Here is a 26,169-nt window from a genome sequence, read left to right as displayed (position 1 = left end):
GCCTGCGACGTGCCGCCGCACTTTCTGTTTGAAATCCGGGCCGCCTTGGTTCATTGCGCTGCTGGACGCAAAGCCGAGGCCGATCGATGCAGGACACCCGCGAAGCCAACACGAACGAGACGCTCGCCGGCCAGAACGGTGATCTTGCCCATGCGCGGGCGCCCGAGATCGTCGATGCCCTCAACGCCCGGGAGCCGGCGGACGCCGCGAAGCTGCTGCAATCGCTGCCCGCCGAGAAGGCGATCGAGGTGCTCGACCTGCCAGGGCTCGACAACACCTGCGAGATACTGGCCGAGCTGCCGAAGGACGCGGCGGTGTCGCTGCTGTCAGGCGTCTCCGACGACCGCGCCGCCGACATCTTCAAGGAACTGGTCGAGCCGCTGCGCACCACGCTGCTGAACGGCCTCAATCCGGATACCCGCAATGTCATCTCCGGGCTGCTAGCCTATCCCGAGCGCAGCGCCGGCAGCATCATGACGACCGAATTCGTCAGCGTGCCCTCGAATTGGACCATCGCCGAGGTCCTGCATCACATCCGGATGGTCGAGCGCACCCGCGAGACCGTCTACTCGATCTTCGTGATCGACCCGGTCAAGAAGACCCTGATCCAGGCCGTGCCGCTGCGCCGCCTGATCTCCGGCGATCCGCACGCCAGCGTCCTGACCGCGGCGCCGGCGCGAAAGCCGCTGATGATCTCGCCGGAGGCCGACCGCATGGAGGCGGCGCGGCTGATCTCGCGCTACGATCTGCTCGCGGTCGCGGTGGTCGACGGTCCGGGCCATATCCTCGGTATCGTCACGGTCGACGACGTCATCGACGCCATCGTCGAGGAATCCACCGAGGACGCCCAGAAGTTCGGCGGCATGGAAGCAATCGACGAGCCGTATCTGCGGATCGGCTTCCTCGAAATGATCAAGAAGCGCGGCGGCTGGCTGTGTGCGCTGTTCCTGTCGGAAATGCTGACCGCGACCGCGATGCAGTCGTACCAGAGCGAGCTCGAGAAGGCGATCGTCCTGACGCTCTTCATCCCGTTGATCATGAGCTCCGGCGGCAATTCCGGCTCACAGGCGACCTCGCTCTTGATCCGCTCGCTGGCGTTGCACGAGGTGCGGCTGCGCGACTGGTGGCGTGTCGCCATGCGCGAACTGCCGACAGGTCTCGTGCTCGGCGCCATTCTCGGCCTGATCGGCATTATCCGAATCACCCTCTGGCAGACCCTCGGCCTGTTCGACTACGGTCCGCATTGGGTACTTGTGGCTGCGACCGTCGGTGCCGCCCTGGTCGGCATCGTCACTTTCGGCTCGCTGTCCGGATCGATGCTGCCGTTCATTCTCAAGCGCATCGGCTTCGATCCGGCCAGCGCATCCGCGCCGTTCGTCGCGACGCTGGTCGACGTCACCGGCCTCGTGATCTATTTCGGCGTTGCTGCCGTCATCCTGCACGGCACGCTGTTGTAAACAGAAGGGCTCCGCGTTTTTGGCGCGATCGTTTCCGCATATTCGCTGTCGTCCCTGCGAGAGCAGGGACCCATAGTCACCGATCATCATGTTTGAGCTCGGTCGCAGTTCTTCATCGCAACTGTGGATGGTTATGAGTTGCACTGTACTGGCACCGTCGGCCAACCGCTAGATCACGCGGTATGGGTCCCTGCTTTCGCAGGGACGACGGCAGCGTTTGCGGTCTTCGCCTCGTTCCACAACGCGTCCATCTCTTCCAGCGTCGCGCCATCGAGCGATCGTCCCTTCGCCGCAAGCGCTTTCTCGATATACGCAAACCGCCGCTCGAACTTGGCGTTGGTCGCGCGCAGCGCCGTTTCCGGATCGGCGTCGACGTGGCGGGCGAGGTTGACCAGCGCGAACATCAGGTCGCCGGTTTCCTCCGCGATCTCCTGCTTGTCGTTGCGGTCGAGCGCGGCCTCGATCTCGTCGGCTTCCTCGCGGATCTTGGCGAGCACGGCGCGCGGGTCGTTCCAGTCGAAGCCGACCGTGGACGCCTTGCGCTGCAATTCCATCGCACGCGTCAGGGCAGGGAGGCCCGCCTTCACGCTGGCAAGCAGCGATGTGTGCGTGGTGTCCTCCGGCGCCCGCCGCGCCGCGCGCTCGGCCTTCTCCTCGGCCTTGATGCGCTCCCAGGCGCTCTTGACGCCGGCGGGCTGGATGTTGCCGTCCTTGTCGGCAAAGACGTGCGGATGACGGCGGATCAGCTTCCTCGTGATCGCCTCGACCACGTCGCCGAACGCAAAGGCGTTCTGCTCCTCCGCCATCCGGGCGTGATAGACCACCTGGAGCAGGAGGTCGCCAAGCTCCTCGCGCAAATCGTCGAGATCGCCGCGCGTGATCGCATCCGCCACCTCATACGCTTCCTCGATCGTGTAGGGCGCGATGGTCGCGAAATCCTGCTCGAGGTCCCACGGACAGCCGGTCACCGGCGTGCGCAGCGCGGCCATGATCTCGATCAGGCGGGAAATGTCGCGGGAAGGGGTCATGGAGCACCGGAACATGAAGGGTTATGGCTTTATGCCAAATCGACCCTTCCTATCCCAGCGAAACGCGCCAAAATCACGGTGCCGTCCACCGATTGGCCACGACGTCATAGGATGCCAAATCGCATCCGGGATGCCAAATCGCATCCGGGGTGCTAAATCGCCTCTCATGAGCGAACCGATCAATTCCGACACCGCGCTGGTGCTGTTTTCCGGCGGCCAGGACTCCACCACTTGCCTCGCCTGGGCTTTGTCGCGCTTTGCGCGCGTCGAAATGCTCGGCTTCTCCTATGGCCAGCGCCATGCCGTCGAACTGAACTGCCGCGACCGCCTGCTGGCCGGGATCAAGGACATGCGGCCGGACTGGTCGGCGAAACTCGGCGACAGCCATACGCTTGCGATCCCGACGCTGTCTGAAATCTCCGACACCGCGCTGACCCGCGACGTCGCCATCGAAATGGGGGCCGACGGGCTGCCAAACACCTTCGTGCCCGGCCGCAACCTGGTGTTCCTCACTTTCGCCGCAGCGCTGGCCTACCGGCGCGGCATCCGTCACATCATCGGCGGCATGTGCGAGACCGACTATTCCGGCTACCCGGATTGCCGTGACGAGACCATTAGGGCGCTGCAGTCCGCGCTCAACCTCGGCATGGCCAGGGATTTCGAGTTGCACACGCCGCTGATGTGGCTCGGCAAGGCCGAGACCTGGCGGCTCGCGCATGAGCTCGGCGGGGCAGGGCTGGTCGATCTGATCCGCGAGCACTCGCACACCTGCTATCTCGGCGAACGCGGCGCGCAGCACGATTGGGGCTATGGCTGCGGCGAATGCCCGGCGTGCAGCCTGCGGGCCAAGGGCTGGCGGGAATATGTCGCGCAGGGCGATCGCGCCAGCGGCTGACGTTTCCGCATCGGAGCTGCGCTCCCTCTGCCGCTTGCGGGCATGGAACGTGGGCTGATAGCCCTCCGCAGGGGCTCTACCAAAATATCGAAAACAACCCCATGCAAAGGTGCTGGCGGCCGCCGGCGTTCGACACTGAAACTTGACGCGTCGGGCAAATCAGCGGTAGTCTTCTATTATTCAGAAATAGTGCAGGCGAGGCTCGACCGGGCAACCCGGTACGCTGCGGCTTCTCGGCTCCAGCACTCCTGTCTCTGGAATACTGGATCACCCGCATGCGCGGGTGATGACACTGAACCAGCTGTTTGAGCATGCCAATGACGACGAGAAGAGCGGACCGCTACCCAAAATCCCCCGCCGTCAGCGCGATCGGGTTGCCGTGCGGGGTACGGTCGGCGGCGCGGTCCCAGGCGTCGCGGTAGCGGTGCAGCGTCTCTGGTGTCGTGACGCCCTTGGTGGCGACGAGGTGTTCGAGCGTCGCCAGCCAATGCTGGTAATAGGTTTCGCCGGTGTCGGGATCGCCGGCCGCCTGCGCGCGCTTGATCTGATCGGCGAGGGCGGCCGCCCATTCGCTCCAGGTGAACACGCCGCGGTCATGCAGGCTCAACGCCATCGCGAAGGCCTGCGCTTCCCAGGGCGCGCGGAACACCGGGCCGTCCTGGTCGCGGGGAATGCTGGAGACGGCGCTGGTGGCGCGTGCGGTGGCTGCATCCATCACACGGCCTCCAGATACGGCTCGAACGCGTCGATCGAGACCTTGATGGTCGGATCGGAGTCCGGTCCCCACAGCTCGCGTCCGTCGAACACGACGGTGTACAGCCATTGCGGATGCTCGCCAGCGTCGTTCGCCACCGTGTCGGGGAAGACGTGACAGCCATGATCACGCTCGACCACCCCGACATGACCACGCACGTAGCGCGGCAGCCGCGTGTGCGTGGCGGGATGAATGTTCTTCGCCCGCACACGATCGCCGGTCTTGAATTTCGCGGCCGCCGGTGCTGCGCGGCCGAACTTGCCGCGCACCATGATGCGCTCGACATCGGCCACGGAGAACTTGCCGTGCTTGAGCGACTTCGCCGGCGCGACGGAATGTCCGGCAGCGACGTCGTCCTGCGAGATGAAGCCCTTGTCGAGCAGCAGCGCTTCCAGTCCGAGCAGCCATTTCCTGTAGTAGGAGCTCGACAGATAGACCTGCGGGGGCAGGGTCTCGCGATAGAAGCGCGATGCGTCGATGTTGAAGGCGCCGGCCGCGCCCATCGCACGGACCATGGCGAGCACGCGCGATTCCCATTCTTCGTGGAACATCGGCTCGTTCAGCTCGGGCTCGACCTTGCCGAACCCGTCCATGCCGCCCATGTCGTGGACGCCGTTCACGATGGAGCTCCCGGTTTCCGGGGAAAGCCGGTGCCGATCATGGAATCGCGCGTCACGAGTTCGGCAAGCTGTTGTTCGCTCCAGCCCTCGGTGCCTTCGGGCCGCATCGGCAGCACCAGAAAGCGAGTCTCGGCGGTCGAATCCCAGACCCGGATTTCCGTCTCCTTCGGCAGGCTCACGCCGAAATCGGCGAGCACGCCGCGCGGATCCTTGACCGCGCGCGAGCGATACGGCGAGGCCTTGTACCAGACCGGCGGCAGGCCGAGCATCTCCCAAGGGTAACAGGAGCACAATGTGCAGACGACCATGTTGTGACGGCCGGGCGTGTTCTCGATCGCGACCAGATGGTCGCCGACCCGGCTGACATGGCCGAGGGTGCCGACCGCCTTGCTGGCGTCCTCGAGCAGCGCCTTCTTGAAAGCGGGGTCAGTCCAGGCCTTGGCGACGACCCGGGCGCCGTTATGCGGCCCGATCTTCGTCTCATAGGCCTGCACGATGGCATCGAGTGCAGCCGGCTCGACATAACCCTTCTCGGTCAGGATCGATTCCAGCGCGCGGACGCGCAGCTCTGTGTCCGACAGTTCGGAATGGTCGTGATCGTGGTGGTGATGATCATGTTCGCTCATGTCCACAGAATAGGCGAAACGGCCGTGCCATGTCGAGGCAAGCAGTACACAACAATGCGAGCAGGGAGGTATGCGTGGTTGACGATGTGGCAATTGAGAAGGGCCTCGGACCGGAGGGCCGCATCGCCGTGGTGCGGTTCGACCGCGGCGACGGTATCAACGCGCTGTCGCCGGCGGCGCTGCGGCACCTGACCGATGCGGCGCGCAGTTTCGAGGACGACGGCGAAACCTCGGCAGATCGAACATGCGCCGCCTAGCGTTTGGTGACGCCGTCGCGGCCGGCGAGGTCAGCCTCCCAACCGAACACCGAGCGGCCGTCGAGGTCAGGCGAACGCGCGCGCTCGTTGGCGACGTAGGCATCGAAGGACGGCCCGGTTGCGGTCAGCTCCAGCCTGCGGGCCTGGTCATCCAGCCGCTTCAGCGCCTGCAACTCCTCGTCGCGGCCGAGCTTGGCCTGCCGTACCGCCGATTTCAGCACGCCGATGGTCTCATCGTAGACCTTGATCGGCACCGGAAACGGATGACGGTCCTTGCCGCCATGCGCGAGCGAGAACCGCGCCGGATCATGGAAACGGTACGGCGTACCGTGGACGACTTCGGCGACCATGGCGAGCGACTCCACGGTGCGGGCGCCGACGCCAGGCGTGAGCAGCAACTCAGGGAAATCAAGCGGCCCGCGCTCCGCCACGGCGGCGAGGGTGCCGTGCAGGCGGCGGATGAAGACATCGCTCGAGCGCACATCGTGATGATCAGGCATGATCAGGTGCAAGAGATCGCCCTGCGCCTCCACTTTCTCGGTCAGTTCGGCATATTCACGCGCGACGCCATCGGGACCGAGCGCGGCGAGCAAATCGAGCTGAGCCTGGCGCGAAGCGTCCGCGCGGTGGTCGGTGAGATTGACGATCTCGCCCTGCGATGGACCGTCGATCGCGCTGTGCGGCTCGTCGACAAAGCTGCGAAGCCCCTCCGAATGCCAGTGATAACGTCGCGCCTGCCGCTTGTGATCGTTCATGCCTTGCTGGACCACGGTCCATTTGCCGTCCGCGGTGACGAAGAAGCCGTGCAGATAGAGCTCGAAACCGTCCTGGACCGCGGCGCTGTCGACCTTGGCGACCAGACGGCTGGCGCGGGTGAGGGCAACGCCGTCGAAGCCGGTCCGTTCGCCCAACGCCGACAGTTCGTCCGGCGTGCGCCGCGAGTGCCTGCCGCGGCCGCCGCAGACGTAGATGCCGAGTTCGTCCTGCAGCGGCGCGAGCCCGCGCTTGAGCGCGCCGACGACGCTCGTGGTGATGCCCGACGAGTGCCAGTCCATACCCATCACGGCGCCGAACGACTGGAACCAGAACGGATGCGAGAGCCGCTGCAGGAACGCGTCACGGCCGTAATGATGGACCACGGCCTGCGTGACGATCGCCCCCAGCGTCGCCATGCGCTCCGCCAGCCACGGCGGCACGCGTCCACCATGCAGGGGCAGATCGGCGCTGCCAGTACGTCGTGCCATCGGTCTCCAAACCTTGGATCAAGAAGCCTTCGATCAAGCCTCGATCCGGCGTCGCTGAGTCGGGGGCAGACTATCAGGCAAATCCGCGAGCACCGTCGTCAAGTGATCCGGACGCCGATATCCGCAATTCGCATAAGGTATATTATGGAATATTTATATCTACAATTAGATCAGATATTTAGTTGGAAATCTTCGCACCGACCCGCAGCTTGGCGTCGGTCCCGAGCTCATTCGATCATGCGTCCGGCTGGTCCGGACGGCACGGCAATCCAGCCGCACGCATCTCGCCAGAAAGCCGATATTGCCGCGGCGTACGGACGCTGCAATAAGCCCCAGCTGTGCAGAGATCGCTGGTGACCCCGCCGCATCAGGTCCTTATAGGATGGCATCTCAGAACAACAACAAGCCTCTTGAGGGAGCAACCAATGAGCTTTTCACGACGCACGCTGCTGAAGGTCTCCGCCGCTTCCGCCGTCCTCGGCGGAATTGGCGCGCCGTATGTCGCGCGCGCCCAGTCGGCCGAGTTCTCTTACAAGTTCGCCAACAACCTGCCGGAGTCGCATCCGTTCGTGGCGCGCGCTCGCGAGATGGCCGCGGCGATCAAGACCGAGACCAACGGCCGATTTGACCTGCAGGTGTTCCCGAACAGCCAGCTCGGTTCCGATACGGACATGCTGAGCCAGGTGCGCTCCGGCGGCGTCGAGTTCTTCACGCTGTCCGGCCTGATCCTGGCGACCCTGGTGCCGGCAGCCTCGATCAACGGCATCGGTTTCGCATTCCCGGATTATCCCACGGTCTGGAAGGCCATGGACGGCGAGCTCGGCGCCTATGTGCGCGGCGAGATCAACAAGGCCGGCCTCGAGGTCATGGAGAAGATCTGGGACAACGGCTTCCGCCAGACCACGTCGTCGACCAAGCCGATCACCGGTCCTGACGATCTCAAGGGCTTCAAGATCCGCGTTCCGGTGTCGCCGCTGTGGACCTCGATGTTCAAGGCGTTCGATGCCTCGCCCGCCTCGATCAATTTCAGCGAGGTCTATTCGGCGCTGCAGACCAAGATTGTCGAGGGCCAGGAGAACCCGCTGGCGCTGATCTCGGCTGCGAAACTGTACGAGGTGCAGAAATACTGTTCGCTCACCAACCACATGTGGGACGGCTTCTGGTTCCTGATGAACCGTCGCGCCTGGGCGGCGCTGCCGGACGATATCAAGACCATCGTCGCCAAGAACGTCAATGCGGCGGCGGTGAAGGAGCGTGAGGACACCGAGAAGCTGAACGCCACCGTGAAGCAGGAGCTCACGGGCAAGGGCCTCGTCTTCAACCAGCCCGAGGTCGGGCCGTTCCGCGACAAGCTCCGCGCCGCCGGATTCTACGCCGAGTGGAAGGGCAAGTACGGCGAGAAGGCCTGGGAGCTGCTCGAGAAGTCCGTCGGCAAACTGTCCTGATCGATCAAGCGGGAGGCTTGCCATGGCTCATGTCGAGATGACGCCGGCCGTGGCCGGCGAGGCGGCGTCACAGCCCCCTCGCCGCCGCTCTGTTCTCGGTTCCGTCGACGCTGCGCTTGGATTGCTCGTGGAAATCCCGGCGGCGATCCTTGTGGTCGCCGAGGTCGTCATCCTGTTCGCCGGCGTGGTGTCGCGCTACGTGCTCCATGCGCCGCTGATCTGGTCGGACGAACTGGCGTCGATCCTGTTTCTGTGGCTTGCCATGCTGGGATCGGCGGTGGCGTTCCGCCGCGGCGAGCACATGCGGATGACGGCGCTGGTCGCAAGCGCTGGACCGAGGCTGTGGGCTTATCTCGACGTGGTCGCGACCTGCGCCGCGCTGGCGTTCCTGATCCTGATCGTGCGGCCGGCCTATGAATACGCCTACGAGGAAAGCTTCATCACGACGCCGGCACTGCAGATCTCCAACACCTGGCGTGCGGCGGCGCTGCCGGTCGGCACCTGCCTGATGGCGCTGTTCGCCCTGCTGCGGCTGGCGCGGGTCGGCGACTTCAAGACGTTCCTGCTGGCCGCGCTCACAGTGGCTGCCTTGATCGGGGTGTTCTGGCTGGCGCAGCCGATGCTGCGGCCGCTCGGCAATCTCAATCTGATCATCTTCTTCGTCGGTGTGGTCGGCTTCTGCGTGTTCGCCGGCGTGCCGATCGGCTTTGCCTTCGGCATGGCGATCTTCGGCTATCTGGCGCTGACGACGCGGACGCCGCTGATGGTGCTGGTCGGCCGGATGGACGAGGGCATGAGCCATCTGATCCTGCTGTCGGTGCCGCTGTTCGTTTTCCTCGGCCTCCTGATCGAGATGACCGGCATGGCGCGCGCGATGGTCGCGTTCCTGGCGAGCCTGCTCGGGCACGTCCGCGGCGGCCTGCATTACGTGCTGGTCGGCGCCATGTACCTGGTGTCCGGCATCTCCGGATCGAAGGCCGCCGACATGGCCGCCGTCGCACCCGTGCTGTTCCCGGAAATGAAGGAGCGCGGCGCCAAGCCGGGCGATCTGGTCGCCCTGCTCGCCGCCACCGGCGCACAGACCGAAACCATTCCACCGAGCCTTGTGCTGATCACGATCGGCTCGGTCACCGGCGTCTCGATCTCGGCGCTGTTCACCGGCGGTCTGCTGCCGGGTGTGGTGCTGGCAATCACGCTGTCGGGGCTGGTGTGGTGGCGCTACCGCGGCGAGAACTTGAGCCACGTGCAGCGCGCCACGGGCAACGAGATCGGCAAGGCGTTCGTGTTCGCCCTGCCCGCATTGGCCCTGCCCTTCGTGATCCGCTACGCCGTGGTCGAAGGCATCGCGACCGCCACCGAGGTCTCGACGATCGGCATCGTCTATGCCTTCGTCATTGGCCTCTTGATCTACCGCAAGTTCAACTGGCGGCGGCTGTTGCCGATGCTGATCGACACGGCCTGCCTGTCGGGCGCGATCCTGTTCATCATCGGCACCGCCACCGGCATGGCCTGGGGCCTGACCCAGTCCGGCTTCTCGCGGGCGCTGGCGGCGTCGATGACCGGGCTGCCCGGCGGTTCGGCGACCTTTATTGCGGTCTCGATCCTGGCCTTCGTGATCCTCGGCAGCGTGCTGGAGGGCATTCCGGCCATCGTGCTGTTCGGGCCGCTGCTGTTTCCGATTGCGCACCAGGTCGGCGTCCACGAGGTGCACTACGCCATGATCATCATCCTGGCGATGGGGATCGGATTGTTCGCGCCGCCGTTCGGCGTCGGCTATTATGCCGCCTGCGCCATCGGGCGCGTCGATCCGGCCGAGGGTATCCGGCCGATCTGGGGTTACATGCTGGCGCTGTTGATCGGCCTGATCATCGTCGCCATCTTCCCCTGGATATCGATCGGTTTCCTCTAAGCACCTTGCGGATGGGATAGAGCCATGAGTGCAGCTCAAAACCAGTACTCGATCGGGCTCGACAAGACGCCCGCCAATTACGTGCCCCTGACGCCGCTGAGCTTCCTGGCGCGCTCGGCCGCCGTCTATCCCGACCATCTCAGCGCGGTCTATGAGGGCCGCAGCTTCACCTGGAAGCAGACCTACGAGCGCTGCAAGCGCTTTGCGTCCTATCTCGCCGGCCATGGCATCGGCCATGGCGACACGGTCGCGGCGATGCTGCCGAACATCCCGGCGATGAACGAGCTGCACTTTGCGGTGCCGATGACCGGCGCAGTGCTGAACGCGCTGAACATCCGCCTCGATGCGGCGTCGATTGCGTTCCAACTCGACCATGGCGGCGCCAGGATCATCCTGGTCGATCCCGAATTTTCCGGTGTGATCGCGGAAGCCTTGATCCTGATGAAGGGCCCAAAGCCGCTCGTGATCGACGTCGATGACGCCGCCTTCAGCGGCGGCAAGCGGATCGGCGAGATCGAGTACGAGGCGGCGGTCGCCTCAGGTGATCCTGCTTTCGTGGAGCGGCCGCCGGCCGACGAATGGGATGCGATCGCGCTGAGCTACACGTCCGGCACAACAGGCAATCCCAAGGGCGTCGTCACCCATCACCGCGGCGCCTATCTCAACGCCGTCAGCAATATCCTCGCCGGCAATCTCGGCCAGCATCCGGTCTATCTCTGGACGCTGCCGATGTTCCACTGCAACGGCTGGTGCTTTCCCTGGACGATCGCAGCGACCGCCGGCGTCAATGTCTGCCTGCGCAAGGTCGATCCGGCGAAGATCTTCGAGCTGATCCCCAAGCACGGCGTCACCCACATGTGCGGCGCGCCGATCGTCTACAACACGCTGATCAACGCGCCCGATGCGCCGAAGAGCGGCAAGGCGAAGCCGGTCGTCGGTCTGATCGCGGGCGCGGCGCCGCCGGTTGCGGTGCTCGAAGGCGCCGAGCGCATCGGCATCAAGCTGACCCATGTCTACGGGCTGACCGAGGTCTATGGCCCCGCCTCGGTCTGCGCCGAGCAGCCGGGCTGGGACGAACTGTCGGCCGACCAGCGCGCGCAGCTGAAGCGGCGTCAGGGCGTGTCCTATCCGTTGCAGGAAGGCGTCACGGTGCTCGACCCCGAGACCATGCGCGAGGTGCCGCGCGACGGCGAGACCATCGGCGAAGTCATGTTCCGCGGCAACATCGTGATGAAGGGCTACCTGAAGAACGAGAAGGCGACGCAGGAAGCGTTCGCCGGCGGCTGGTTTCACACCGGCGATCTCGGCGTGCTCGACGCGCACGGCTACGTCATCATCAAGGACCGCTCCAAGGACATCATCATCTCCGGCGGCGAGAACGTCTCCTCCGTCGAGGTCGAGGACATCCTCTACAAGCACCCGGCGGTGCTGTTCGCGGCGGTGGTGGCAAAGCCCGACCCGAAATGGGGCGAAGTGCCCTGCGCCTTCATCGAGCTGAAGGACGGCGCCAAGGCGACCGAGGCCGAGATCGTCGCCTATTGCCGCGAGCACATGTCGGGCTTCAAGACGCCGAAATCAGTGGTGTTCGGCGTGATCCCGAAGACGTCGACCGGCAAGATCCAGAAATTCCTGCTGCGCAACGAGGTTGGGTCGGCAAAGGCGATTTCGGCCTGAGCGACGGCGCTCAGCCCTCCGCAAGGCGGCCGAGCAGTTCGTACAGCAGCCGTTTCTGGTCGGCCTTGAGCGGCGCCAGCGTCGTCGCGGTGCATTCGATCTCGATTGGGATCAACTGCTCGAGCAGCCCTGTGCCGGCCGCGGTCAGATCGATCAGGATCAGCCGCTTGTCGGTCGGGTCCCGCCGGGTCGCCACCAGGCGCCGCTTCTTCAGCCGCAGCACGACGTCGCGGATGTTGGCTGGCTCCATCGCGACGAGGCGGCCGAGCAGGTTCTGCGACAGTGCCCCGCGCTCGTAGAGCCGGGCCAGCGTGGCGTATTGCGGGGCCGTCAGGTCGTAGGATCCGATCCGGTCGACGAGATTGGACGAGGCGCGCTGATAGGCCCGGCGCAGCAGGAAGCCGATCTGATCTTCCAGCCTGTAGCCCGTGGCAAGGCGCCTGGCTGGCGCCGCCGCCTTCTTAGTCGACGTTCTCTGCATCCCGGTACATCACCCTGTGGCGCGTGGTCGAAACCCATTCGTCGATCTGGGCTTCGGTCATGAAATGCGAGGCATCGAACCTGTTCCAGTTGCTGATATCGGCCAGGCTCTTCTTCCAGCGCTTGTACGGCGGCTTGGCCGGCGGGCCGAAGCACATGATGTCGAGCACGGATAATTCATCGGGGATACCGAGCAGCGGCTTCATCGCCTGCTGCGCCTTCTCCTGCCCGATCGCGGTCACCCACCAGACGTTATAGCCGAGGGCAGCTGCGGCGAGATGCGCCGACATCGTCGCGGCCGCCACGCTCTGCAGCAGAATGCGCTCGGCATTCTCCTTGTACATCTTGTCGAGTTCGGAGCCGTCGTTGAGCACGGGAAACGCCTTGACCCAGCGGAAGTCGCTGGCGACGACGATGAAGCCGGGGGCGGATGCGAGGCCGCGATAATCGGGCGTTGGAAATTTCATCTTGAGCCGGGCGCGTGCGACCTGCTCCTCGCGGAAATATTCCGTGATCCTGTTCTTCAGATCCTGATCGGTGACGGCAATGAAGTGCCAAGGCTGGGCATTCGCGCCCGACGGCGCATGGCGCGCCGCCTCCAGGATCATGTCGTAATGCTCCGACGGCATCACGTAGCTGGAGTCGAATGCCCGGGTCGTCAGCCGGTTCTTCACGACGTCCATCAGCGCGTCATATCGCGTGCGGTCGGTGTAATCCCGCACTGCCACAGCTTCCGCCATTGAGGCCTCCCGATATCGTTATGATCATAACGATATCGACAATGCGCAAAAGGTCAATGGCCGATTGCAGTGTCGGTCGATCATCCTGACGAGCGGAACCCGCGCGCGGTAGGCGCGACAGGTCCGACTAGCTCACGACTATTGAGTTTTCAGCCTGCCCGATCGAGCGTTAGCCGCATGCCGTCATAGGCCGGGATCACGCCGGCCGGCAAGCTCTGCCGCAGCACCTCGTAGTCGAGGTCGGAATGCATGTTGGTGATGACGGCGCGCTTCGGCTTGAAGCGCTCGATCCACGACAGCGCATCGGCGACGCTGAAATGACTGGGATGCGGCGCGTAGCGCAGGCCGTCGACGATCCAGAGATCGAGACCTTCAAGCGCCGGCCAGCTCTCCTCGGGTATGTCGTGCAGATCCGGCGTGTAAGCGGCATCGCCGATGCGGTAGCCGAGCGCCGGAATCTGGCCATGTTGCACCAGGAAGGCCTCGAGCTTCAGCGGGCCGCCCTTCCCTTGGACCGTGTGGCTGTCGCCGGCCTCGATCGAATGCCGTGTGAGGATCGGCGGATAGTCACTGCCTTCCGGCGAGATGAAGCAATAGGAGAACCGCGCCATGATATCCTTGGCGGTCGACTGGTTGAAGTAGACCGGGATGCGGCGGCGCTGGTGCAGCACGACCGAGCGCAAATCGTCGATGCCGTGGGTCTGGTCGGCATGCTCGTGCGTCAGGAACACCGCATCGATATGTTCGACATCGGCGTCGATCAGCTGCTCGCGAAGGTCGGGCGAGGTATCGATCACGACCCGCGTCGTGCCGTGCTCCATCGCGCGTTCCGCCATGATCGAGCAGCGGCGGCGGCGGTTTTTGGGATTGTTGGGATCGCAGGCGCCCCAGCCGAGCGCCGGGCGCGGCACGCCGGCGGATGAGCCGCAGCCCAGGACGGTCAGTGTCAGCGTCATGCAGTATTCCTCGGCGCCGGCACCTTGGAGAACAGCCGGAAGAAGTTTTCAGTGGTCTGCCGCGAGATCTCCTCCAGGGAGACACCGCGGGTTTCGGCAAGCACCCTGGCGACCTCAACGACATAGGACGGCTCGTTGCGCTTGCCGCGGAATTTTCCGGGCGCAAGATACGGCGCGTCGGTCTCGACCATGATGCGGTCGGCCGGCAGCTCGGCCGCCAGCGCGCGCAGGGTGTCAGATTTCTTGAAGGTCAGGATGCCTGTGAACGAGATCGACAGCCCGAGCGAGATCGCCTTCATCGCGAGCTCGCGGCCGCCGGTGTAGCAATGCAGCACGGCCTTGAACGGGCCCTTCGCGACTTCTTCCTCCAGGATGCGGCCGCAATCCTCGTCGGCTTCCCTGGTGTGGATGACCAGCGGCAGGCCGGTTTCGCGCGCCGCGGCGACATGGGCGCGAAAGCCGCGCTCCTGGGCCTCGCGCGAACCATGCTCATAGAAATAGTCGAGCCCCGCCTCGCCAAGCGCCACGACCTTCGGATGCTTCGTCAGCTCGATCAGTTCGCTGGCCGGGATGCCGTCCTCTTCATCGGCATGATGCGGATGGGTGCCGACCGAACAGTAGACGTCGGGAAAGCGCTCCGTGATTGCAAGCAGGCCGCCGAGCCGCCTCACCCGGGTCGAAATCGTGACCATGCGGCCGATGCCGGCCGCTTCGGCGCGTCCGACGATCCCGTCGAGATCGTCGGCGAAGTCAGCGAAGTCCAGATGGCAGTGACTGTCGACCAGCATGAATTTCGAACCGCTCACTCGGACTTCGGTTCCACGTAGCGCGGAAACACGCCGACGGGCGCCGGCAGAACCGTACCCGGTCTGATCCGCTCGGCGATGGTGGCAAAGCTGCGCGCATCCGCTGGGATGCCGAGGCTGTCGAGCATCTTGCCACAGGATTCCGGCATCACGGCCTGCGCCATGATCGCGATCTGACGCACGACTTCGGCGGTGACATAGAGCACCGTCTTCTGTCTGATCGGATCGGTCTTCGCCAAGGCCCACGGCGCCTCGCCCGCAAAGTAGCGGTTGGCCTCAGCGACCACGGCCCAGACGGTGTTGAGCCATTGATGGATCTGCTGCGTCGCCATCGCGGTCCGCGAGGTCTCCAGCATGGCGTCGGCCTGCGCCAGGATCGCTCTGTCGTTCTCGCTGAATTCGCCGGGTTCCGGCAGCAGGCCGCCGAGTTGTTTGGCGATCATCGACAGGGAGCGTTGCGCGAGATTGCCGAAATCATTGGCGAGGTCGGCATTGATGCGCGCGACGATGGCCTCATGGTTGTAGTTGCCATCCTGGCCGAACGGCACCTCGCGCAGGAAGAAGTAGCGCACCTGGTCGACCCCATACTGGTTGGCCAGATTGAAGGGATCGACCACGTTGCCGACCGACTTCGACATCTTCTCGCCCCTGCTGAACAGGAAACCGTGCGCATAGACCCGCTTCTGCAAGGGAATGCCGGCCGACATCAGGAAGGCCGGCCAATACACCGCGTGGAAGCGGATGATATCCTTGCCGATGATGTGCACGTCGGCCGGCCAGTAGCGCCAGCGCGCATCGCTCTCGTCGGGGTAGCCGACGCCGGTGATGTAGTTGGTCAGCGCATCGACCCAGACATACATCACGTGCTCGGGATCGTTCGGGACCTTGACGCCCCAGTCGAAGGTGGTGCGCGAGATCGAGAGATCCTTCAGTCCGCCCCGCACGAAACTCATCACTTCGTTGCGGCGCGAATCCGGGCCGACGAAATCGGGCTGGCTCTCATAGAGATGCAACAGTCTGTCCTGATAGGCCGAGAGCTTGAAGAAATAGCTCTTCTCCTCGACCCATTCGACCGGCGTGCCCTGTGGGCCGCGGCGGACATTGTCCTCGCCGACGACGGTCTCATCTTCAGCGTAATAGGCCTCGTCGCGCACCGAGTACCAGCCGGCATAGGCGTCGATATAGATGTCGCCGTTCTCCTGCATGCGGCGCCAGATCGCTTGCACCGACTTGTGGTGCGCAGGCTCCGAGGTACGGATGAAGCGGTCGAACGAGACGTTGAGCCGCTCGTCCATCTCCTTGAAGCGCGCGGCGTTGCGGGTCGCGAGCGCGTCCGGCGTCAGCCCCTCGCCCTGCGCGGTCTGGATCATCTTCTGCCCATGCTCGTCGGTGCCGGTCAGGAAGAACACGTCCTTGCCGTCGAGCCGCTGGAAGCGCGCCAGTGCATCGGTCGCGATCGCCTCATAGGCGTGGCCGATATGCGGCTGGCCATTCGGATAAGCGATGGCGGTCGTGATGTAGTAGACGTTGCGGCGGTCTGTGGCGGGCGCGGAAATGGATGCAGGCGCTGTCGCGGCCTTGGATTGCTTCGGCGCGCGAACCGTTGCCGCCTTCGAGACCTTCTCGGCAGCCGGAGGCTTGGGAGGAGCGGGCCTCTTTGCAACCGGTGCGACGGCCGCAGCAACTACCTTCTTCGGCGGAGCCTTGGTGGCTTTCGCGGCAACCTTCTTGGCGGCCTTCTTCACAACCTTCTTGACGGACTTTTTGGCGGCCTTCTTGGCAGCCGATTTCTTGGCGCCCTTGGCTCCCGTCTTGGCCTTGGCAGCCTTCTTTGCCGTCCTGGTGACGCGCTCAGCCTTCTTGGCCGCGCGCGACTTCGCCGTGGCTTTACTGGTCGCGCGAGCGGGCGATGCCTTCTTCGTCTTCTTGGCTTTCTTTGACGATTTCTTCTTAGCGGTCGCCACCACGGAATCCTTTGCAGATCGAAACGAGATTGTCGGGAGTGTTGTCAGACAGATGTGCTTTCACACGAAGCGTCTATCGGGTCGCGTCCGCGAGCATCGAAAACACCGAGAAAACCAGCGGCTTGCGCTCCAGATTGTAGGCCTCGGTATCGCGCGCGGCGCGGACGATCTTTTCCCATACCTCCGCCAGCCGTGCAAGGCGCGGCAGATTGGCATTGGCGTCGCCGGTGCGCATGCGCTCGCTCATCCAGCGATCGATGCCGTCGATGAAAGCGGCGAGCGCGACGCGGTCGCTGGTGCCGAGCGCATCGCCCAGCGCATGCAACTCGCGCGGATCGACGCTTGGAAGCGTCGCGAGCAGCGCGGCCGTGCGTTGCTGCAGTTTCAGCGCGTCGCCGCCGAACAGCGATAGCGCCCGCCCGACGCTGCCTTCGGATGCTGACGCGGCTTCCGTCAGCGCCGGGTCGTCAGCCTCGATATCGGTTGCCGCCGCGGCTGCGCGCATAACGTCGCTCGTTTCCAACGGCCGCAGCAGCAATTTGCGGCAGCGGGACAGAATGGTTGGCAGCACCCGCGACGGCGCGTGGCTCACCAAGAGGAACAGCGATTGCTGCGGCGGCTCCTCGAGGATTTTCAGCAGCGCATTCGCGGCATTGGGATTGAGCTCGTCGACGGTGTCGACGATGCAGACGCGCCAGCCGTCGACCGCGGCCGTTGAGCCGAAGAACGAGATCGTCTCCCGCGTCTCGTCGACCGTGATCACGGTGCGCATCACCCCGCGGTCGTTGAGGCCGCGCTCCAGCACCAGGAGACCACCGTGGGCGCCCGCCGCGATTTGCCGCGCCACCGGATCGGAAGGATCGACCCGCAGCGTCGGCGCCTGCTGCACCTGGGACGACTTCGGATTGCGGTACGCCAGCACGAACCGCGCCATGCGATAGGCCAGCGTCGCCTTGCCGATGCCCTGCGCGCCGCCGACCAGCCAGGCGTGCGGAATTCGGCCGCTGCGATAGGCATCGAGCAAGGCGGTCTCCGCCTCGCGATGCCCGAACAGATCGGGCGTTTCGCGCGGGTGGCGCGCGGCGCTCTCCCGTTCGACCTTGCGCGCGCTCATGCGGTACCGGCCGCCGTGAGCGTCGCGCGCAGATGTTCGCGCAGCGCGGCCCATATCGTGGCCGCAACCGCATCCGGATCCGCTGTGGCGTCGATCAGGACGCAGCGTTCAGGGTCTTCGGCCGCGATCCGGCGGTATGCATCACGCAGATCCTGATGGAACTTGATGCCCTCGGCCTCGAACCGATCGGCCGTCGCGCTGCCGCGGCGCACGGCGGCGCGTTGCAGTCCAACCTCGACCGGCACATCGAGGATGAAGGTCAGATCGGGCTTCAGATCGCCAATGGTCACACGCTGCATGGCGTTGACGAGGCCGGTCGGCACCTGCCCGAGCTGGCCCTGATAGGCGCGCGTGGAATCGAAGAAGCGATCGCACAGCACCCAGATGCCCTGATTGAGCGCCGGCAGGATCACGGTGCGGACATGATCGTCGCGCGCGGCGGCAAACAGCAGGGTTTCGGCCTCCGGACCGAGCAGCTTGCCCATCCCCGACAATACGACGTGACGGATGATCTCGGCGCCCGGCGAGCCGCCGGGCTCGCGGGTCACGATCGCGCGCAGCTTGGCGGTATCGAGCCGTTCGGCGAGCTTGCGGATCTGGGTCGATTTCCCCGCCCCCTCGCCGCCCTCAAAGGTGATGAAGCGACCGCGCAGGCTCGGCCGTTGGACTGCTGCTTCCGCCATGTCAGAGCTTCTCGACCCCTGCGCGGAACATGCCGATGACGAGTTCCTGGGCGCCGTCCAGCGCACGGCGCATCGTCGAACCCGTGCTGACGGCATCCGCCGCGAACACCGGAGCTTCCATCGCGACATTGGCGCCGCGCCAAACTCTCACCACGCCAATCTTCTGACCGGCCGTGATCGGCGCCCTGACCGGGCCGCTATAGATGACGCGCGCGAGCAGCTTGTCGTTGCCGTTCTTCGACACCATCACCTTGATCGGATCGGGGCTGACGAGCTTGACCGAGCGGCTTTCACCGCCAAACACCCGGGCGTAGCCGACCGGCTGGTTGGCTGCGATCAATATCCGGGTCTCGAAGCTGCGGAACCCCCATTCCAGCATTTTCTTGGCTTCGGTCGCGCGGTCTTCGGAATCCTCGAGGCCATTGACCACGACGATCAGCCTTGTGTCGTTCTGCACAGCCGAGCCGACCATGCCGTATCCGCCTTCCTTGGTGTAGCCGGTCTTTAGGCCGTCAGCGCCAGGCAAAGCATTCAGCAGCGGATTGCGGTTCTGCTGACGGATCTTGTTCCAGGTGAATTCCTTCTCGCCGAACAGCTTGTACCTGTCCGGGTAGGTCAGGATGATGTGGCGCGCCAGCATTGCGAGTTCCCGCACCGTCATCTTGTTGGCCGGGTCTGGCAGCCCGTTGGAATTGCCGAAAGTCGACTTCGTCATGCCGAGCTCGCGGGCGCGCTTGGTCATGAAGTCGGCCGCGAAGATATGCTCGTTGCCGGCAATGCCTTCGGCGAGCGCGATGCAGGCATCGTTGCCGCTCGGGATGATCGCGCCATGCAGGAGATCGTCGACCGAGACCTTGCTGTTGATCGCGGCAAACATCGTGGAGGTCCCGGACGGCGCACCGCCCCGCCGCCAGGCGTTCTCGCTGATCCGGTACTCGTCTGACAGCTTGATGTCGCCCTTCTTGATGGCATCGAACACCACTTCGGCGGTCATCAGCTTCATCATGCTGGAGGGTGCGCGGAGCTCGTCGGCGTTCTTCTCGAACAGCACGCTGCCGCTGGTGGCCTCGATCAGGATCGCGGTCGGCGCATCGCCGTCGAACCCGCCCTCTTCCTTCTTGGCACCCTGGACGCTGTTGTTGGCGGCATAGACCACCCCGCCGCAGCCGATGGCAAGTGCGACCGCGGCCGCGACCAGGCTTCGCCAGCAGCGCCCGGCGCGAGCGGCGAACGTGCGGGAAACTGCGGTCTGGGCTGCCATCGGCGATGTCCTGAAAGGCTGCGTTCTAACAGCTGGAAGTATCGCAAACAACTGAGGTTTCAGCGCTTGTATACGGCCGGCTGGATTGCCGGCTGCGTTGAACGTTCGTATCCTTGGAACCAGCTAACGACAGCAGAACCGGCAAACAAGGCGGAAACGCGAATGTCATCCACCCGTACCGTCTCCGCCAGCGGCATCGACATGTTAGTGCGCGAGGCCGGCCAAGGCCCGCTTGTCGTTCTCTGTCACGGCTGGCCGGAACTGTCTTACTCATGGCGGCACCAGATCGCCGCGCTGGCCACAGCGGGCTTTCGGGTCGTCGCCCCCGATATGCGCGGCTTCGGCCGGACCGGCGCACCGGCCGACGTGGGCGCGTACACGATCTTCGATACCGTCGGCGACATGGTCGCACTGGTTGCCGCGCTCGGCGAGCAGCAGGCTGCGATCGTCGGCCATGACTGGGGCGCGCCGGTCGCCTGGCACGCGGCCCTGTTCCGCCCCGATATCTTCACGAAGGTTGCCGGCCTCAGCGTGCCGCCGCCCTTCCGCGGCCGCGGGCGTCCGCTCGAGACTCTGCGCGACAACGGCATCACCAATTTCTACTGGCAGTACTTCCAGCCACCCGGCGTGGCGGAGGCGGAGTTCGAGCGGGAAATCGCCCATACCATGCGGCTCGTGCTGGGGCGCGGCGTCTCCGATCCGAGTTCGATGTTCGTCGACGAGGCCAAGGGCTTCCTCGACAAGCTGCCGGCCGGAATGCCGTTGCCGGCATGGCTGACCGAGGCCGACATCGCCGAATTCGCCGAGGGCTACCGGCAGTCTGGCTTCCGCGGTGGCTTGAACTGGTACCGCAATCTCGACCGCAATTGGGAGCTGACCGCGCCTTGGCAGGACGCGCAGATCCATCAGCCTTCGCTGTTCATTGCCGGCTCGAATGATTCAGTGATTGCCGGATTGATCGGTGCCAAGCGGGTTGCGGACATGGAGCGCGTGCTGCCGAACCTGCAGCAGAAGCTGACTATCGAGGGGGCGGGCCACTGGATCCAGCAGGAGCGGCCCGATGAAGTCAACGCGGCGCTGATCGCGTTTCTGAAATAATCGGAAGAAGTGCCTGATTCAGTAGAGCCCGCGCCCGCTCAGGACTTCGGCGGGTCCCCGCGCGTCGATCGGCACATAGGCCGCCGCCGGGCTCGGGGTTGCGGCGTAGCGCGCGTCACTCTCGTAGGAGACTTCGCGCGGGTTGTTCAGGGCGCGGCGGTGCGGCCGGCTCGAGGCCGACATTTCGGAGGTGGCGCTGACCGAGGCATAGTCGGCCTGGGTGTTGCCGAGGCTATAAGGCCGTCCCTCGGGCAGCGGAACGTCGCCACGGATCCGGCCCGCCGAGGACGACATCTCGGGCACGAACGGCCGTGCGGAAGCGACCCGCACCATGGACGGTGACGGCGCCGGCGTGCCGGTGCGCAAGGTCGCCATCAGTTGCCGGTCGTCCGAGCCTTCGAGCGGCGCCCGGCCGACATATTCGACACGGACGCGGGCGACACCATTTCCTTTGAAATCAAGCAGTTCGGCAGCTTTGTTCGAGACGTCTATGAGGCGGTTGCCGTGGTACGGGCCGCGGTCGTTGACCCGCACGACGAGTGATCGGCCGTTGCTAAGATTGGTGACGCGCGCGTAACTCGGCATCGGTAGGGTCGGATGGGCGGCCGTGAGCGAGCCCATGTCGAACACCTCGCCATTGGCGGTCAGGCGGCCATGGAAATCGTCGCCGTACCAGGACGCCATGCCCTCGGCGCGGTAGTCTTCGTTCTCCTCCGGCACATAGGTGCGGCCGGCGACGACATAGGGCTTGCCGATGCGGTAGGTCCCACCGCCCTTCGGCACGGGGTCGCCGAGCGCCACGACGCGCGGGCTCGACGACACGCCGTATTTGGGGTCGACCCGGCTGGCGAACTTGTTGGAGGAGGCGCAATTGGCGAGGACGAGGCATGTCGCCACCGCAACGGCGCCGCGCGCCGTCCGGATCATCGAATCTGGCCGTCTAATCCCCATCTGCCCCAAGTACCATTCTGCCGGACCCGCGCCTACTCCGAGACGTCGGGGTCGCTTTCGTCACTGTGCGGCCCACCTCCGCACCACAGCTTGAAGATATCGCAACCGGAACACGGCGGAAATGGGGAGAGCCGTCGGGCGGTGGCGTCTTGGTGAATGGTCTGTTGCACCTGCTCCGTCGTTCTACGGACCCTCGCCCGCGCAGAACGCCCCCGCCTGTCCCGCTATCAGACACACTGTTGCAGCAAATCATCAGTTGGGGCGCATCTTGGATTCCAACAATTGAATCTTTTTGACTGTGCAAGGCTGCAATCGTTCTCTCTCGACGTGGGGCGCAAGGGAAGTTTGCGATGATCGAGACGGTTACAGCGGTGATGGGCCTGGTGAGTGCGGCGATCTTCTTGGCGCATGCCGTGGAAGGCTATCGGTATCGGGCCTGACAGTCCGTTGAAGGCGGAAAGACGCGTCACCTCTTTCCAGGAGAGAATGTTCGGAAAGCTTTAATCAATTCGGATGAGCATCGGGTCAAGGCAGGTGTGTCATGCGTAATCACGATTTGGTCTCCGACGGATTTCTGACCCTGACCGCAGCAAGCCTCGTGCTGCTGTGCTCGAGCCTGCTGGCGTTCGCTTTCGGCTGAACGCGTTTGAGGCGCGCGCCGCGCAAGGCCGCCGACGAATTCTCAGGTAAAGATCAGGTAAAGAAATGGCCGGCCGCGTTTGCCGCATGAACAAGGGTAAGGCCGGTGGCATCCAATAGATGCGTACTTGAGACGTGGATGCCGTCGAAGACCAGTTCGGTCATTATTCCTGATGCGCTCTCAGTCAGAAGAATCGCCGAGCCGTTCTTCATGTCGGCGACATCGAGAACCGGGTCATAGCTGCCCGGTAGCAGGTTACTCGCAACAAACTTGAAATTGTCGAAGTAGAGTAGATTGATCGCGCCCGACGAAGACTGCGTTACGACGTCGGCGTGGCCGTCTCCATTGACGTCTGCAACCCCAACGACATTCCAGAATGCCTGGCCCGTTAGCGCACTCGTGGTGAGCGTGCCCACATTGTTGAAACCCAGGAAGTCAATCTGACCGTTCGACGACTGCGTGACGAATTCGGCCTTCGCGGCTCCGCTGAACAAACCGGCGCCTTTGACGTCCCAATAGCTCCCGGTCATCAGCAGCGAACTTGATAGCTGACCGGCACTGAAGTTGAGCAGGTCAATTTGGCCATTGGACTGGGTGATAACGTCTGGATTTCCGTTCGAGGCAAAATCGACATTGCCGACGACCTTCCAAAACGATTGCTGCGTCAGGAATGTACTCGTGAGGTGTCCGGACGAGTTGTATTGCAGGAAATCCAGACGTCCGTCGGCGAGCTGGGCGGCGGTCGAAACGGCGATGCCGGGAAGCACCCCGTAAAGTGCACGCACACCGTCGATATCCGACTGAGTGAGGTCGGCGACCGCAGGATTTATGACCGCGTTCATGACCGCCGGACTGACATTGTAGTGATCCAGTCCAAGGCTATGTCCGATCTCGTGGAGCGCAACGAGGTAGAATGAGGCTCCGCCGTTGCTGACAAGCTCACCATTGACGAGATGCCAGCCCTCATCCATGTCGAAGGTGATGTCAGCGGCAATCTCCGAGCCGCTCCAATACGAGCTCTGTTCCTGGCCAACGATATTGTTCGGACCATCGATGTGGCTCAGTCCAAGGCGTATTTGATTCGCTGCGGCGTCGGATACTTCATGAAAGTCGATATTGGCTGCCGCTTCCCATCTGTCGAATGCCTGCCTGATCTCGGTCTGGAACATCCCGGTCAGGAAGCTATCGAACTGAATGAATTGGCCAGTGAAGTTGGCTGTTGCGAAGCTCCAATCAATCTCACCGGAGGTCGTGCCAAGTGCGCTGGAGCCCCATTTGAAGCCTTCGAGAACGTAATCAGTCATCTATCCAATGCCCCTGGCTCAATAATGCTCCGTGGCTTGAGGGAAAGTCCCATTCATTGCCAAGGAAACGCACTAAATCAACCACTGCCCAATGCATAATTCTACCGACGATTGTCGATTCTGGCCATGCTCGCGCTTCTCATCTTGACAGTATTATCCGAGCTTTCCAGCCTGGCTTGGCGCCCAATGACGTCAAGGAGTCTGGACCCAACAACATCATGAGCGTGAGATCATATGGATCCAGGCCTGCCCGAGGAAGAAGGTTCACGGATGAGCCACCGCGTGAGACAGGGAACATCTGCGCTTCTCATCAGCACCGACGGTCGCTTGCTCATGCAGCTACGCGATGATCTTCCGCACGTCTCCGATGCCGGGAAGATCAGTCTCTTTGGTGGTCGGCGAGAGGGAACGGAGTCCTTCCTTGAGTGCGTCGTTCGCGAAATCCATGAGGAGATCGGCTACTATTTGCCGCCCGAGCGCTTTGAACTGATCGGCCAGTATTCCGGAACGGATCATTTGACACCGAACGGCACCCTGCACGGCGAGGTGTTCCTCGCGCGAGACGTGCCCATCGATCAGCTGACGGTGACTGAGGGCCATCTCGAGATTGTCGCCATGGACGACCTCGAACGTATCAGCGGCATGCTTGCGCGCCCGGCGGAGTACGCGCTCGAGATATTCCTGAAGCGCGAACCGGTTACCTGAGGGACGCAACCAGTTCGCGGACGCGATCGTCGAGCATCGCCAGCGCCACTGAAGGATGGGCCACGTCGGTATCGTCCACGTGCCAATACGTCACCCTGTCGGCGACCTAGGGGAACCGCCCCTCGATCAGCGGACGGTGCTCGATTTCCTTGAGCGCGATCACGAGGTCGATGTCGTCGAAGTCGGCCAGCGAACATGGCTGCGGAAAGCGCGTTGCACCCTCCGGAACGATACCCCCTGCGCGGAGACGGTCATCAGCGAAGGCTGACATGGGCCCGACATTGTCGGGCGAGCCTCGCTCGGCCGCGCCTTTGGAGGATGCGCGCCACGCCAGCTGTTTGGCCTTTGCGAGATGGTTGAACAGCTCTTCCGCATATCGGCTTCGGTAGTAGTTGCCGGTGCAAAGGAACAGGACGCGCTTCATGGGCATCATGATGACCAACATCGGCCCTCGCGGTCAACGGCGTTGCGCGCATGTGCGATTGATTTGCGGCGCCGGTTCGTTGGCGTCGGGCAGAAAGCCGAGCCGGCATCCCCGATCAAATCGGCCCCTTTGGGCTCGCGTATCGGGAAAATGACCAACCGGCGCCGGTTTCGTTGCCAAGTTCGCGTTGCGTTCGGCGTCGCCCTACGGTAAGGGCCTGATCCGATTGATCCGGAAGGGTGGCCGAGTAGTTTAAGGCACCGGTCTTGAGATACAGTTTTCGCTGTCCTCCCAGCCCCCGACCGTCCGCGACAATCCTGTCTTGTTGATGTTTTTCGATGCGTTCGGGTCCGCTGGTAACTCGAGGGTCCGTGCCCGTTTTGTTCAGTTGGGTGCCAATTGCGGTGCCAAAGATAGACACAACGCAGCCATTGCGCAGCATCTCGTTGATCCATCGCCGAAACCATTTTCCGAAGCCGTGAAGGCTGGATACAAACCCGGCCTAACCTCTCCTCATTGAGTTGTGAATCACGTCATACGCGCGTCGCGTAGGCCCCGCTAATCTTTTCGGCGCTGGGGATTGCGGGTCAGCTGAAATGGCGCCGCCGGGACAATGTATTTCGAGCCTGGCGGCACATGTTTTTCGTGTTAGCGGGACGTAAGCCCCCAGAAGGCAATGAGCAGCAAGGCGCAAACGCCTAGTCCCATCAGCGATACTAGGGCTTCCAGCTCCATGGCCGAATCAACCTCGCCCGTTCGCAAAGCATGCGCGCGAGCGAAGTTTTTGTCGTCATCAAAGGCGATATAGTCGCCCGCCAACTTAGAGGCCCGACGCGGCGCCATCCCTAGTCGCTCATCCCCGGTTCACTTTGACCCTCCTACTGTGCGCGACGCCCTAGAATGCCAGAGGAGGGAAACCATGAAGCTCAAATTTGCACTTGTTGGACTTGCGGCACTCGGTAGCCTTGCCGCGGGAGGAACAGCGTCCGCTATGCCGGCTGCCCCACTTTCCGCCGCTTCAAACGTCGAGAACGTCGCCGTGGTCTGCGGCCCTCGCGGTTGTGTCCGCACCGCGCCCGTCTACCGACGGTACGGCTACGGTGTTCGCCGCTATGGCTATGGCGTGCATCGGGG

Annotated in this window: 23 protein-coding genes and 1 pseudogene; 8 read left to right on the top strand and 16 right to left on the bottom strand. The window is 63.8% G+C overall.

Going from position 1 to position 26,169, the window contains the following annotated elements; translation table 11 throughout:
• Positions 1–86 precede the first annotated feature (86 nt).
• Positions 87–1,457 (top strand): magnesium transporter, encoded by a 1,371-nt coding sequence (gene mgtE, locus ABIB78_RS15050; RefSeq protein ID WP_429025677.1) that lies wholly within the window; start codon positions 87–89, stop codon positions 1,455–1,457.
• Positions 1,458–1,630: 173 nt separating this feature from the next.
• Here mgtE and mazG read toward each other — a convergent pair whose 3' ends face one another.
• Complete coding sequence (gene mazG / locus ABIB78_RS15045) at positions 1,631–2,485, bottom strand: nucleoside triphosphate pyrophosphohydrolase (RefSeq protein WP_429025675.1); 855 nt, start codon at positions 2,483–2,485, stop codon at positions 1,631–1,633.
• A 166-nt stretch (positions 2,486–2,651) separates the two neighbouring features.
• On the opposite strand from mazG, the gene queC reads away from it, so the two are divergent.
• Positions 2,652–3,380 (top strand): 7-cyano-7-deazaguanine synthase QueC, encoded by a 729-nt coding sequence (gene queC, locus ABIB78_RS15040; protein WP_429025673.1) that lies wholly within the window; start codon positions 2,652–2,654, stop codon positions 3,378–3,380.
• A 340-nt stretch (positions 3,381–3,720) separates the two neighbouring features.
• Here queC and ABIB78_RS15035 read toward each other — a convergent pair whose 3' ends face one another.
• The 3 genes from ABIB78_RS15035 to nthA are packed head-to-tail and all read right to left on the bottom strand — an operon-like array spanning position 3,721 to position 5,380.
• Complete coding sequence (locus ABIB78_RS15035) at positions 3,721–4,095, bottom strand: nitrile hydratase accessory protein (RefSeq protein WP_429025672.1); 375 nt, start codon at positions 4,093–4,095, stop codon at positions 3,721–3,723.
• Positions 4,095–4,754 carry a nitrile hydratase subunit beta gene (gene nthB, locus ABIB78_RS15030; RefSeq protein ID WP_429025670.1) on the bottom strand — a complete coding sequence of 220 codons (660 nt, stop codon included), beginning with the start codon at positions 4,752–4,754 and terminating at the stop codon, positions 4,095–4,097. The genes ABIB78_RS15035 and nthB overlap by 1 nt, the downstream gene beginning before the upstream one ends.
• On the bottom strand, positions 4,751–5,380 hold the full coding sequence (gene nthA / locus ABIB78_RS15025) for a nitrile hydratase subunit alpha (protein ID WP_429025668.1): 630 nt from the start codon (positions 5,378–5,380) through the stop codon (positions 4,751–4,753). The genes nthB and nthA overlap by 4 nt, the downstream gene beginning before the upstream one ends.
• Before the next feature lie 74 nt (positions 5,381–5,454).
• Here nthA and ABIB78_RS15020 point away from each other — a divergent pair.
• A pseudogene (locus tag ABIB78_RS15020) lies at positions 5,455–5,613 on the top strand (enoyl-CoA hydratase/isomerase family protein); the annotation flags it as partial.
• Positions 5,614–5,633: 20 nt separating this feature from the next.
• On the opposite strand, the gene ABIB78_RS15015 reads toward ABIB78_RS15020, so the two are convergent.
• A complete protein-coding gene (locus ABIB78_RS15015) occupies positions 5,634–6,881 on the bottom strand; it encodes a DUF763 domain-containing protein (protein ID WP_429025665.1) in 1,248 nt (415 codons plus the stop codon).
• Between the two features lie 425 nt (positions 6,882–7,306).
• On the opposite strand from ABIB78_RS15015, the gene ABIB78_RS15010 reads away from it, so the two are divergent.
• Genes ABIB78_RS15010 through ABIB78_RS15000 form a run of 3 tightly spaced genes read left to right on the top strand, consistent with a single transcriptional unit; the run spans position 7,307 to position 11,909 of the window.
• Positions 7,307–8,326 (top strand): TRAP transporter substrate-binding protein, encoded by a 1,020-nt coding sequence (locus tag ABIB78_RS15010; protein WP_429025663.1) that lies wholly within the window; start codon positions 7,307–7,309, stop codon positions 8,324–8,326.
• A gap of 22 nt (positions 8,327–8,348) precedes the next feature.
• Entirely contained in the window at positions 8,349–10,235 is a 1,887-nt protein-coding gene (locus ABIB78_RS15005) for a TRAP transporter large permease subunit (RefSeq protein WP_429025661.1), read from the top strand.
• A gap of 24 nt (positions 10,236–10,259) precedes the next feature.
• Positions 10,260–11,909 (top strand): acyl-CoA synthetase, encoded by a 1,650-nt coding sequence (locus ABIB78_RS15000; protein WP_429025659.1) that lies wholly within the window; start codon positions 10,260–10,262, stop codon positions 11,907–11,909.
• Positions 11,910–11,919: 10 nt separating this feature from the next.
• Here ABIB78_RS15000 and ABIB78_RS14995 read toward each other — a convergent pair whose 3' ends face one another.
• From ABIB78_RS14995 to ABIB78_RS14960, 8 genes are all read right to left on the bottom strand, one after another.
• On the bottom strand, positions 11,920–12,390 hold the full coding sequence (locus ABIB78_RS14995; protein ID WP_429025657.1) for a MarR family winged helix-turn-helix transcriptional regulator: 471 nt from the start codon (positions 12,388–12,390) through the stop codon (positions 11,920–11,922).
• Positions 12,371–13,129, bottom strand: coding sequence for a nitroreductase family protein (locus ABIB78_RS14990; RefSeq protein WP_429025655.1), 759 nt, complete (start codon positions 13,127–13,129; stop codon positions 12,371–12,373). The genes ABIB78_RS14995 and ABIB78_RS14990 overlap by 20 nt, the downstream gene beginning before the upstream one ends.
• Positions 13,130–13,278: 149 nt before the next feature.
• On the bottom strand, positions 13,279–14,085 hold the full coding sequence (locus ABIB78_RS14985) for an MBL fold metallo-hydrolase (RefSeq protein ID WP_429025652.1): 807 nt from the start codon (positions 14,083–14,085) through the stop codon (positions 13,279–13,281).
• Positions 14,082–14,873 carry a TatD family hydrolase gene (locus tag ABIB78_RS14980; protein WP_429026153.1) on the bottom strand — a complete coding sequence of 264 codons (792 nt, stop codon included), beginning with the start codon at positions 14,871–14,873 and terminating at the stop codon, positions 14,082–14,084. Before ABIB78_RS14980 ends, ABIB78_RS14985 begins: the two co-directional genes overlap by 4 nt.
• Before the next feature lie 14 nt (positions 14,874–14,887).
• Positions 14,888–16,855, bottom strand: a complete 1,968-nt coding sequence (gene metG / locus ABIB78_RS14975; protein WP_429025650.1) for a methionine--tRNA ligase — start codon at positions 16,853–16,855, stop codon at positions 14,888–14,890.
• Between the two features lie 73 nt (positions 16,856–16,928).
• Entirely contained in the window at positions 16,929–17,969 is a 1,041-nt protein-coding gene (locus tag ABIB78_RS14970; protein ID WP_429025648.1) for a DNA polymerase III subunit delta', read from the bottom strand.
• On the bottom strand, positions 17,966–18,652 hold the full coding sequence (tmk, locus tag ABIB78_RS14965) for a dTMP kinase (protein WP_429025645.1): 687 nt from the start codon (positions 18,650–18,652) through the stop codon (positions 17,966–17,968). The genes ABIB78_RS14970 and tmk overlap by 4 nt, the downstream gene beginning before the upstream one ends.
• Position 18,653: 1 nt before the next feature.
• On the bottom strand, positions 18,654–19,913 hold the full coding sequence (locus ABIB78_RS14960) for a D-alanyl-D-alanine carboxypeptidase family protein (protein WP_429025644.1): 1,260 nt from the start codon (positions 19,911–19,913) through the stop codon (positions 18,654–18,656).
• 162 nt (positions 19,914–20,075) lie between these two features.
• On the opposite strand from ABIB78_RS14960, the gene ABIB78_RS14955 reads away from it, so the two are divergent.
• Positions 20,076–21,011, top strand: a complete 936-nt coding sequence (locus ABIB78_RS14955) for an alpha/beta fold hydrolase (protein WP_429025642.1) — start codon at positions 20,076–20,078, stop codon at positions 21,009–21,011.
• A gap of 18 nt (positions 21,012–21,029) precedes the next feature.
• On the opposite strand, the gene ABIB78_RS14950 is transcribed toward ABIB78_RS14955, so the two are convergent.
• Positions 21,030–21,938: a septal ring lytic transglycosylase RlpA family protein gene (locus tag ABIB78_RS14950; protein WP_429025640.1), complete on the bottom strand. Its 909-nt coding sequence runs from the start codon at positions 21,936–21,938 to the stop codon at positions 21,030–21,032.
• A 717-nt stretch (positions 21,939–22,655) separates the two neighbouring features.
• Positions 22,656–23,906 carry a matrixin family metalloprotease gene (locus ABIB78_RS14945; protein ID WP_429025638.1) on the bottom strand — a complete coding sequence of 417 codons (1,251 nt, stop codon included), beginning with the start codon at positions 23,904–23,906 and terminating at the stop codon, positions 22,656–22,658.
• Between the two features lie 234 nt (positions 23,907–24,140).
• On the opposite strand from ABIB78_RS14945, the gene ABIB78_RS14940 reads away from it, so the two are divergent.
• On the top strand, positions 24,141–24,611 hold the full coding sequence (locus ABIB78_RS14940; RefSeq protein WP_429025635.1) for an NUDIX domain-containing protein: 471 nt from the start codon (positions 24,141–24,143) through the stop codon (positions 24,609–24,611).
• 106 nt (positions 24,612–24,717) lie between these two features.
• Here ABIB78_RS14940 and ABIB78_RS14935 read toward each other — a convergent pair whose 3' ends face one another.
• Positions 24,718–25,056 (bottom strand): low molecular weight phosphatase family protein, encoded by a 339-nt coding sequence (locus ABIB78_RS14935; protein ID WP_429025632.1) that lies wholly within the window; start codon positions 25,054–25,056, stop codon positions 24,718–24,720.
• Between the last annotated feature and the right edge of the window lie 1,113 nt (positions 25,057–26,169).

It is taken from the genome of Bradyrhizobium sp. I1.14.4 (assembly GCF_050435825.1).
Taxonomy (GTDB): Bacteria; Pseudomonadota; Alphaproteobacteria; order Rhizobiales; family Xanthobacteraceae; genus Bradyrhizobium.
The sequence above is the reverse complement of the archived record's forward strand: the minus strand, read 5'-3'. Positions and strand labels throughout refer to the sequence as shown.

What these genes read in the sequence shown, in the direction of transcription:
- ABIB78_RS14985 (WP_429025652.1), bottom strand. Translation starts at nt 14,085, where the DNA reads ATGACGCTGACACTGACCGTCCTGGGCTGCGGCTCATCCGCCGGCGTG.
- ABIB78_RS14970 (WP_429025648.1), bottom strand. Translation starts at nt 17,969, where the DNA reads ATGAGCGCGCGCAAGGTCGAACGGGAGAGCGCCGCGCGCCACCCGCGC.
- ABIB78_RS14980 (WP_429026153.1), bottom strand. Translation starts at nt 14,873, where the DNA reads ATGCTGGTCGACAGTCACTGCCATCTGGACTTCGCTGACTTCGCCGAC.
- ABIB78_RS14945 (WP_429025638.1), bottom strand. Translation starts at nt 23,906, where the DNA reads ATGACTGATTACGTTCTCGAAGGCTTCAAATGGGGCTCCAGCGCACTT.
- ABIB78_RS14950 (WP_429025640.1), bottom strand. Translation starts at nt 21,938, where the DNA reads ATGATCCGGACGGCGCGCGGCGCCGTTGCGGTGGCGACATGCCTCGTC.
- ABIB78_RS15005 (WP_429025661.1), top strand. Translation starts at nt 8,349, where the DNA reads ATGGCTCATGTCGAGATGACGCCGGCCGTGGCCGGCGAGGCGGCGTCA.
- ABIB78_RS14995 (WP_429025657.1), bottom strand. Translation starts at nt 12,390, where the DNA reads ATGCAGAGAACGTCGACTAAGAAGGCGGCGGCGCCAGCCAGGCGCCTT.
- ABIB78_RS14955 (WP_429025642.1), top strand. Translation starts at nt 20,076, where the DNA reads ATGTCATCCACCCGTACCGTCTCCGCCAGCGGCATCGACATGTTAGTG.
- ABIB78_RS14940 (WP_429025635.1), top strand. Translation starts at nt 24,141, where the DNA reads ATGGATCCAGGCCTGCCCGAGGAAGAAGGTTCACGGATGAGCCACCGC.
- mazG (WP_429025675.1), bottom strand. Translation starts at nt 2,485, where the DNA reads ATGACCCCTTCCCGCGACATTTCCCGCCTGATCGAGATCATGGCCGCG.
- ABIB78_RS14990 (WP_429025655.1), bottom strand. Translation starts at nt 13,129, where the DNA reads ATGGCGGAAGCTGTGGCAGTGCGGGATTACACCGACCGCACGCGATAT.
- tmk (WP_429025645.1), bottom strand. Translation starts at nt 18,652, where the DNA reads ATGGCGGAAGCAGCAGTCCAACGGCCGAGCCTGCGCGGTCGCTTCATC.
- ABIB78_RS15010 (WP_429025663.1), top strand. Translation starts at nt 7,307, where the DNA reads ATGAGCTTTTCACGACGCACGCTGCTGAAGGTCTCCGCCGCTTCCGCC.
- ABIB78_RS15015 (WP_429025665.1), bottom strand. Translation starts at nt 6,881, where the DNA reads ATGGCACGACGTACTGGCAGCGCCGATCTGCCCCTGCATGGTGGACGC.
- nthA (WP_429025668.1), bottom strand. Translation starts at nt 5,380, where the DNA reads ATGAGCGAACATGATCATCACCACCACGATCACGACCATTCCGAACTG.
- ABIB78_RS15000 (WP_429025659.1), top strand. Translation starts at nt 10,260, where the DNA reads ATGAGTGCAGCTCAAAACCAGTACTCGATCGGGCTCGACAAGACGCCC.
- ABIB78_RS15035 (WP_429025672.1), bottom strand. Translation starts at nt 4,095, where the DNA reads ATGGATGCAGCCACCGCACGCGCCACCAGCGCCGTCTCCAGCATTCCC.
- mgtE (WP_429025677.1), top strand. Translation starts at nt 87, where the DNA reads ATGCAGGACACCCGCGAAGCCAACACGAACGAGACGCTCGCCGGCCAG.
- ABIB78_RS14960 (WP_429025644.1), bottom strand. Translation starts at nt 19,913, where the DNA reads ATGGCAGCCCAGACCGCAGTTTCCCGCACGTTCGCCGCTCGCGCCGGG.
- ABIB78_RS14935 (WP_429025632.1), bottom strand. Translation starts at nt 25,056, where the DNA reads ATGTTGGTCATCATGATGCCCATGAAGCGCGTCCTGTTCCTTTGCACC.
- queC (WP_429025673.1), top strand. Translation starts at nt 2,652, where the DNA reads ATGAGCGAACCGATCAATTCCGACACCGCGCTGGTGCTGTTTTCCGGC.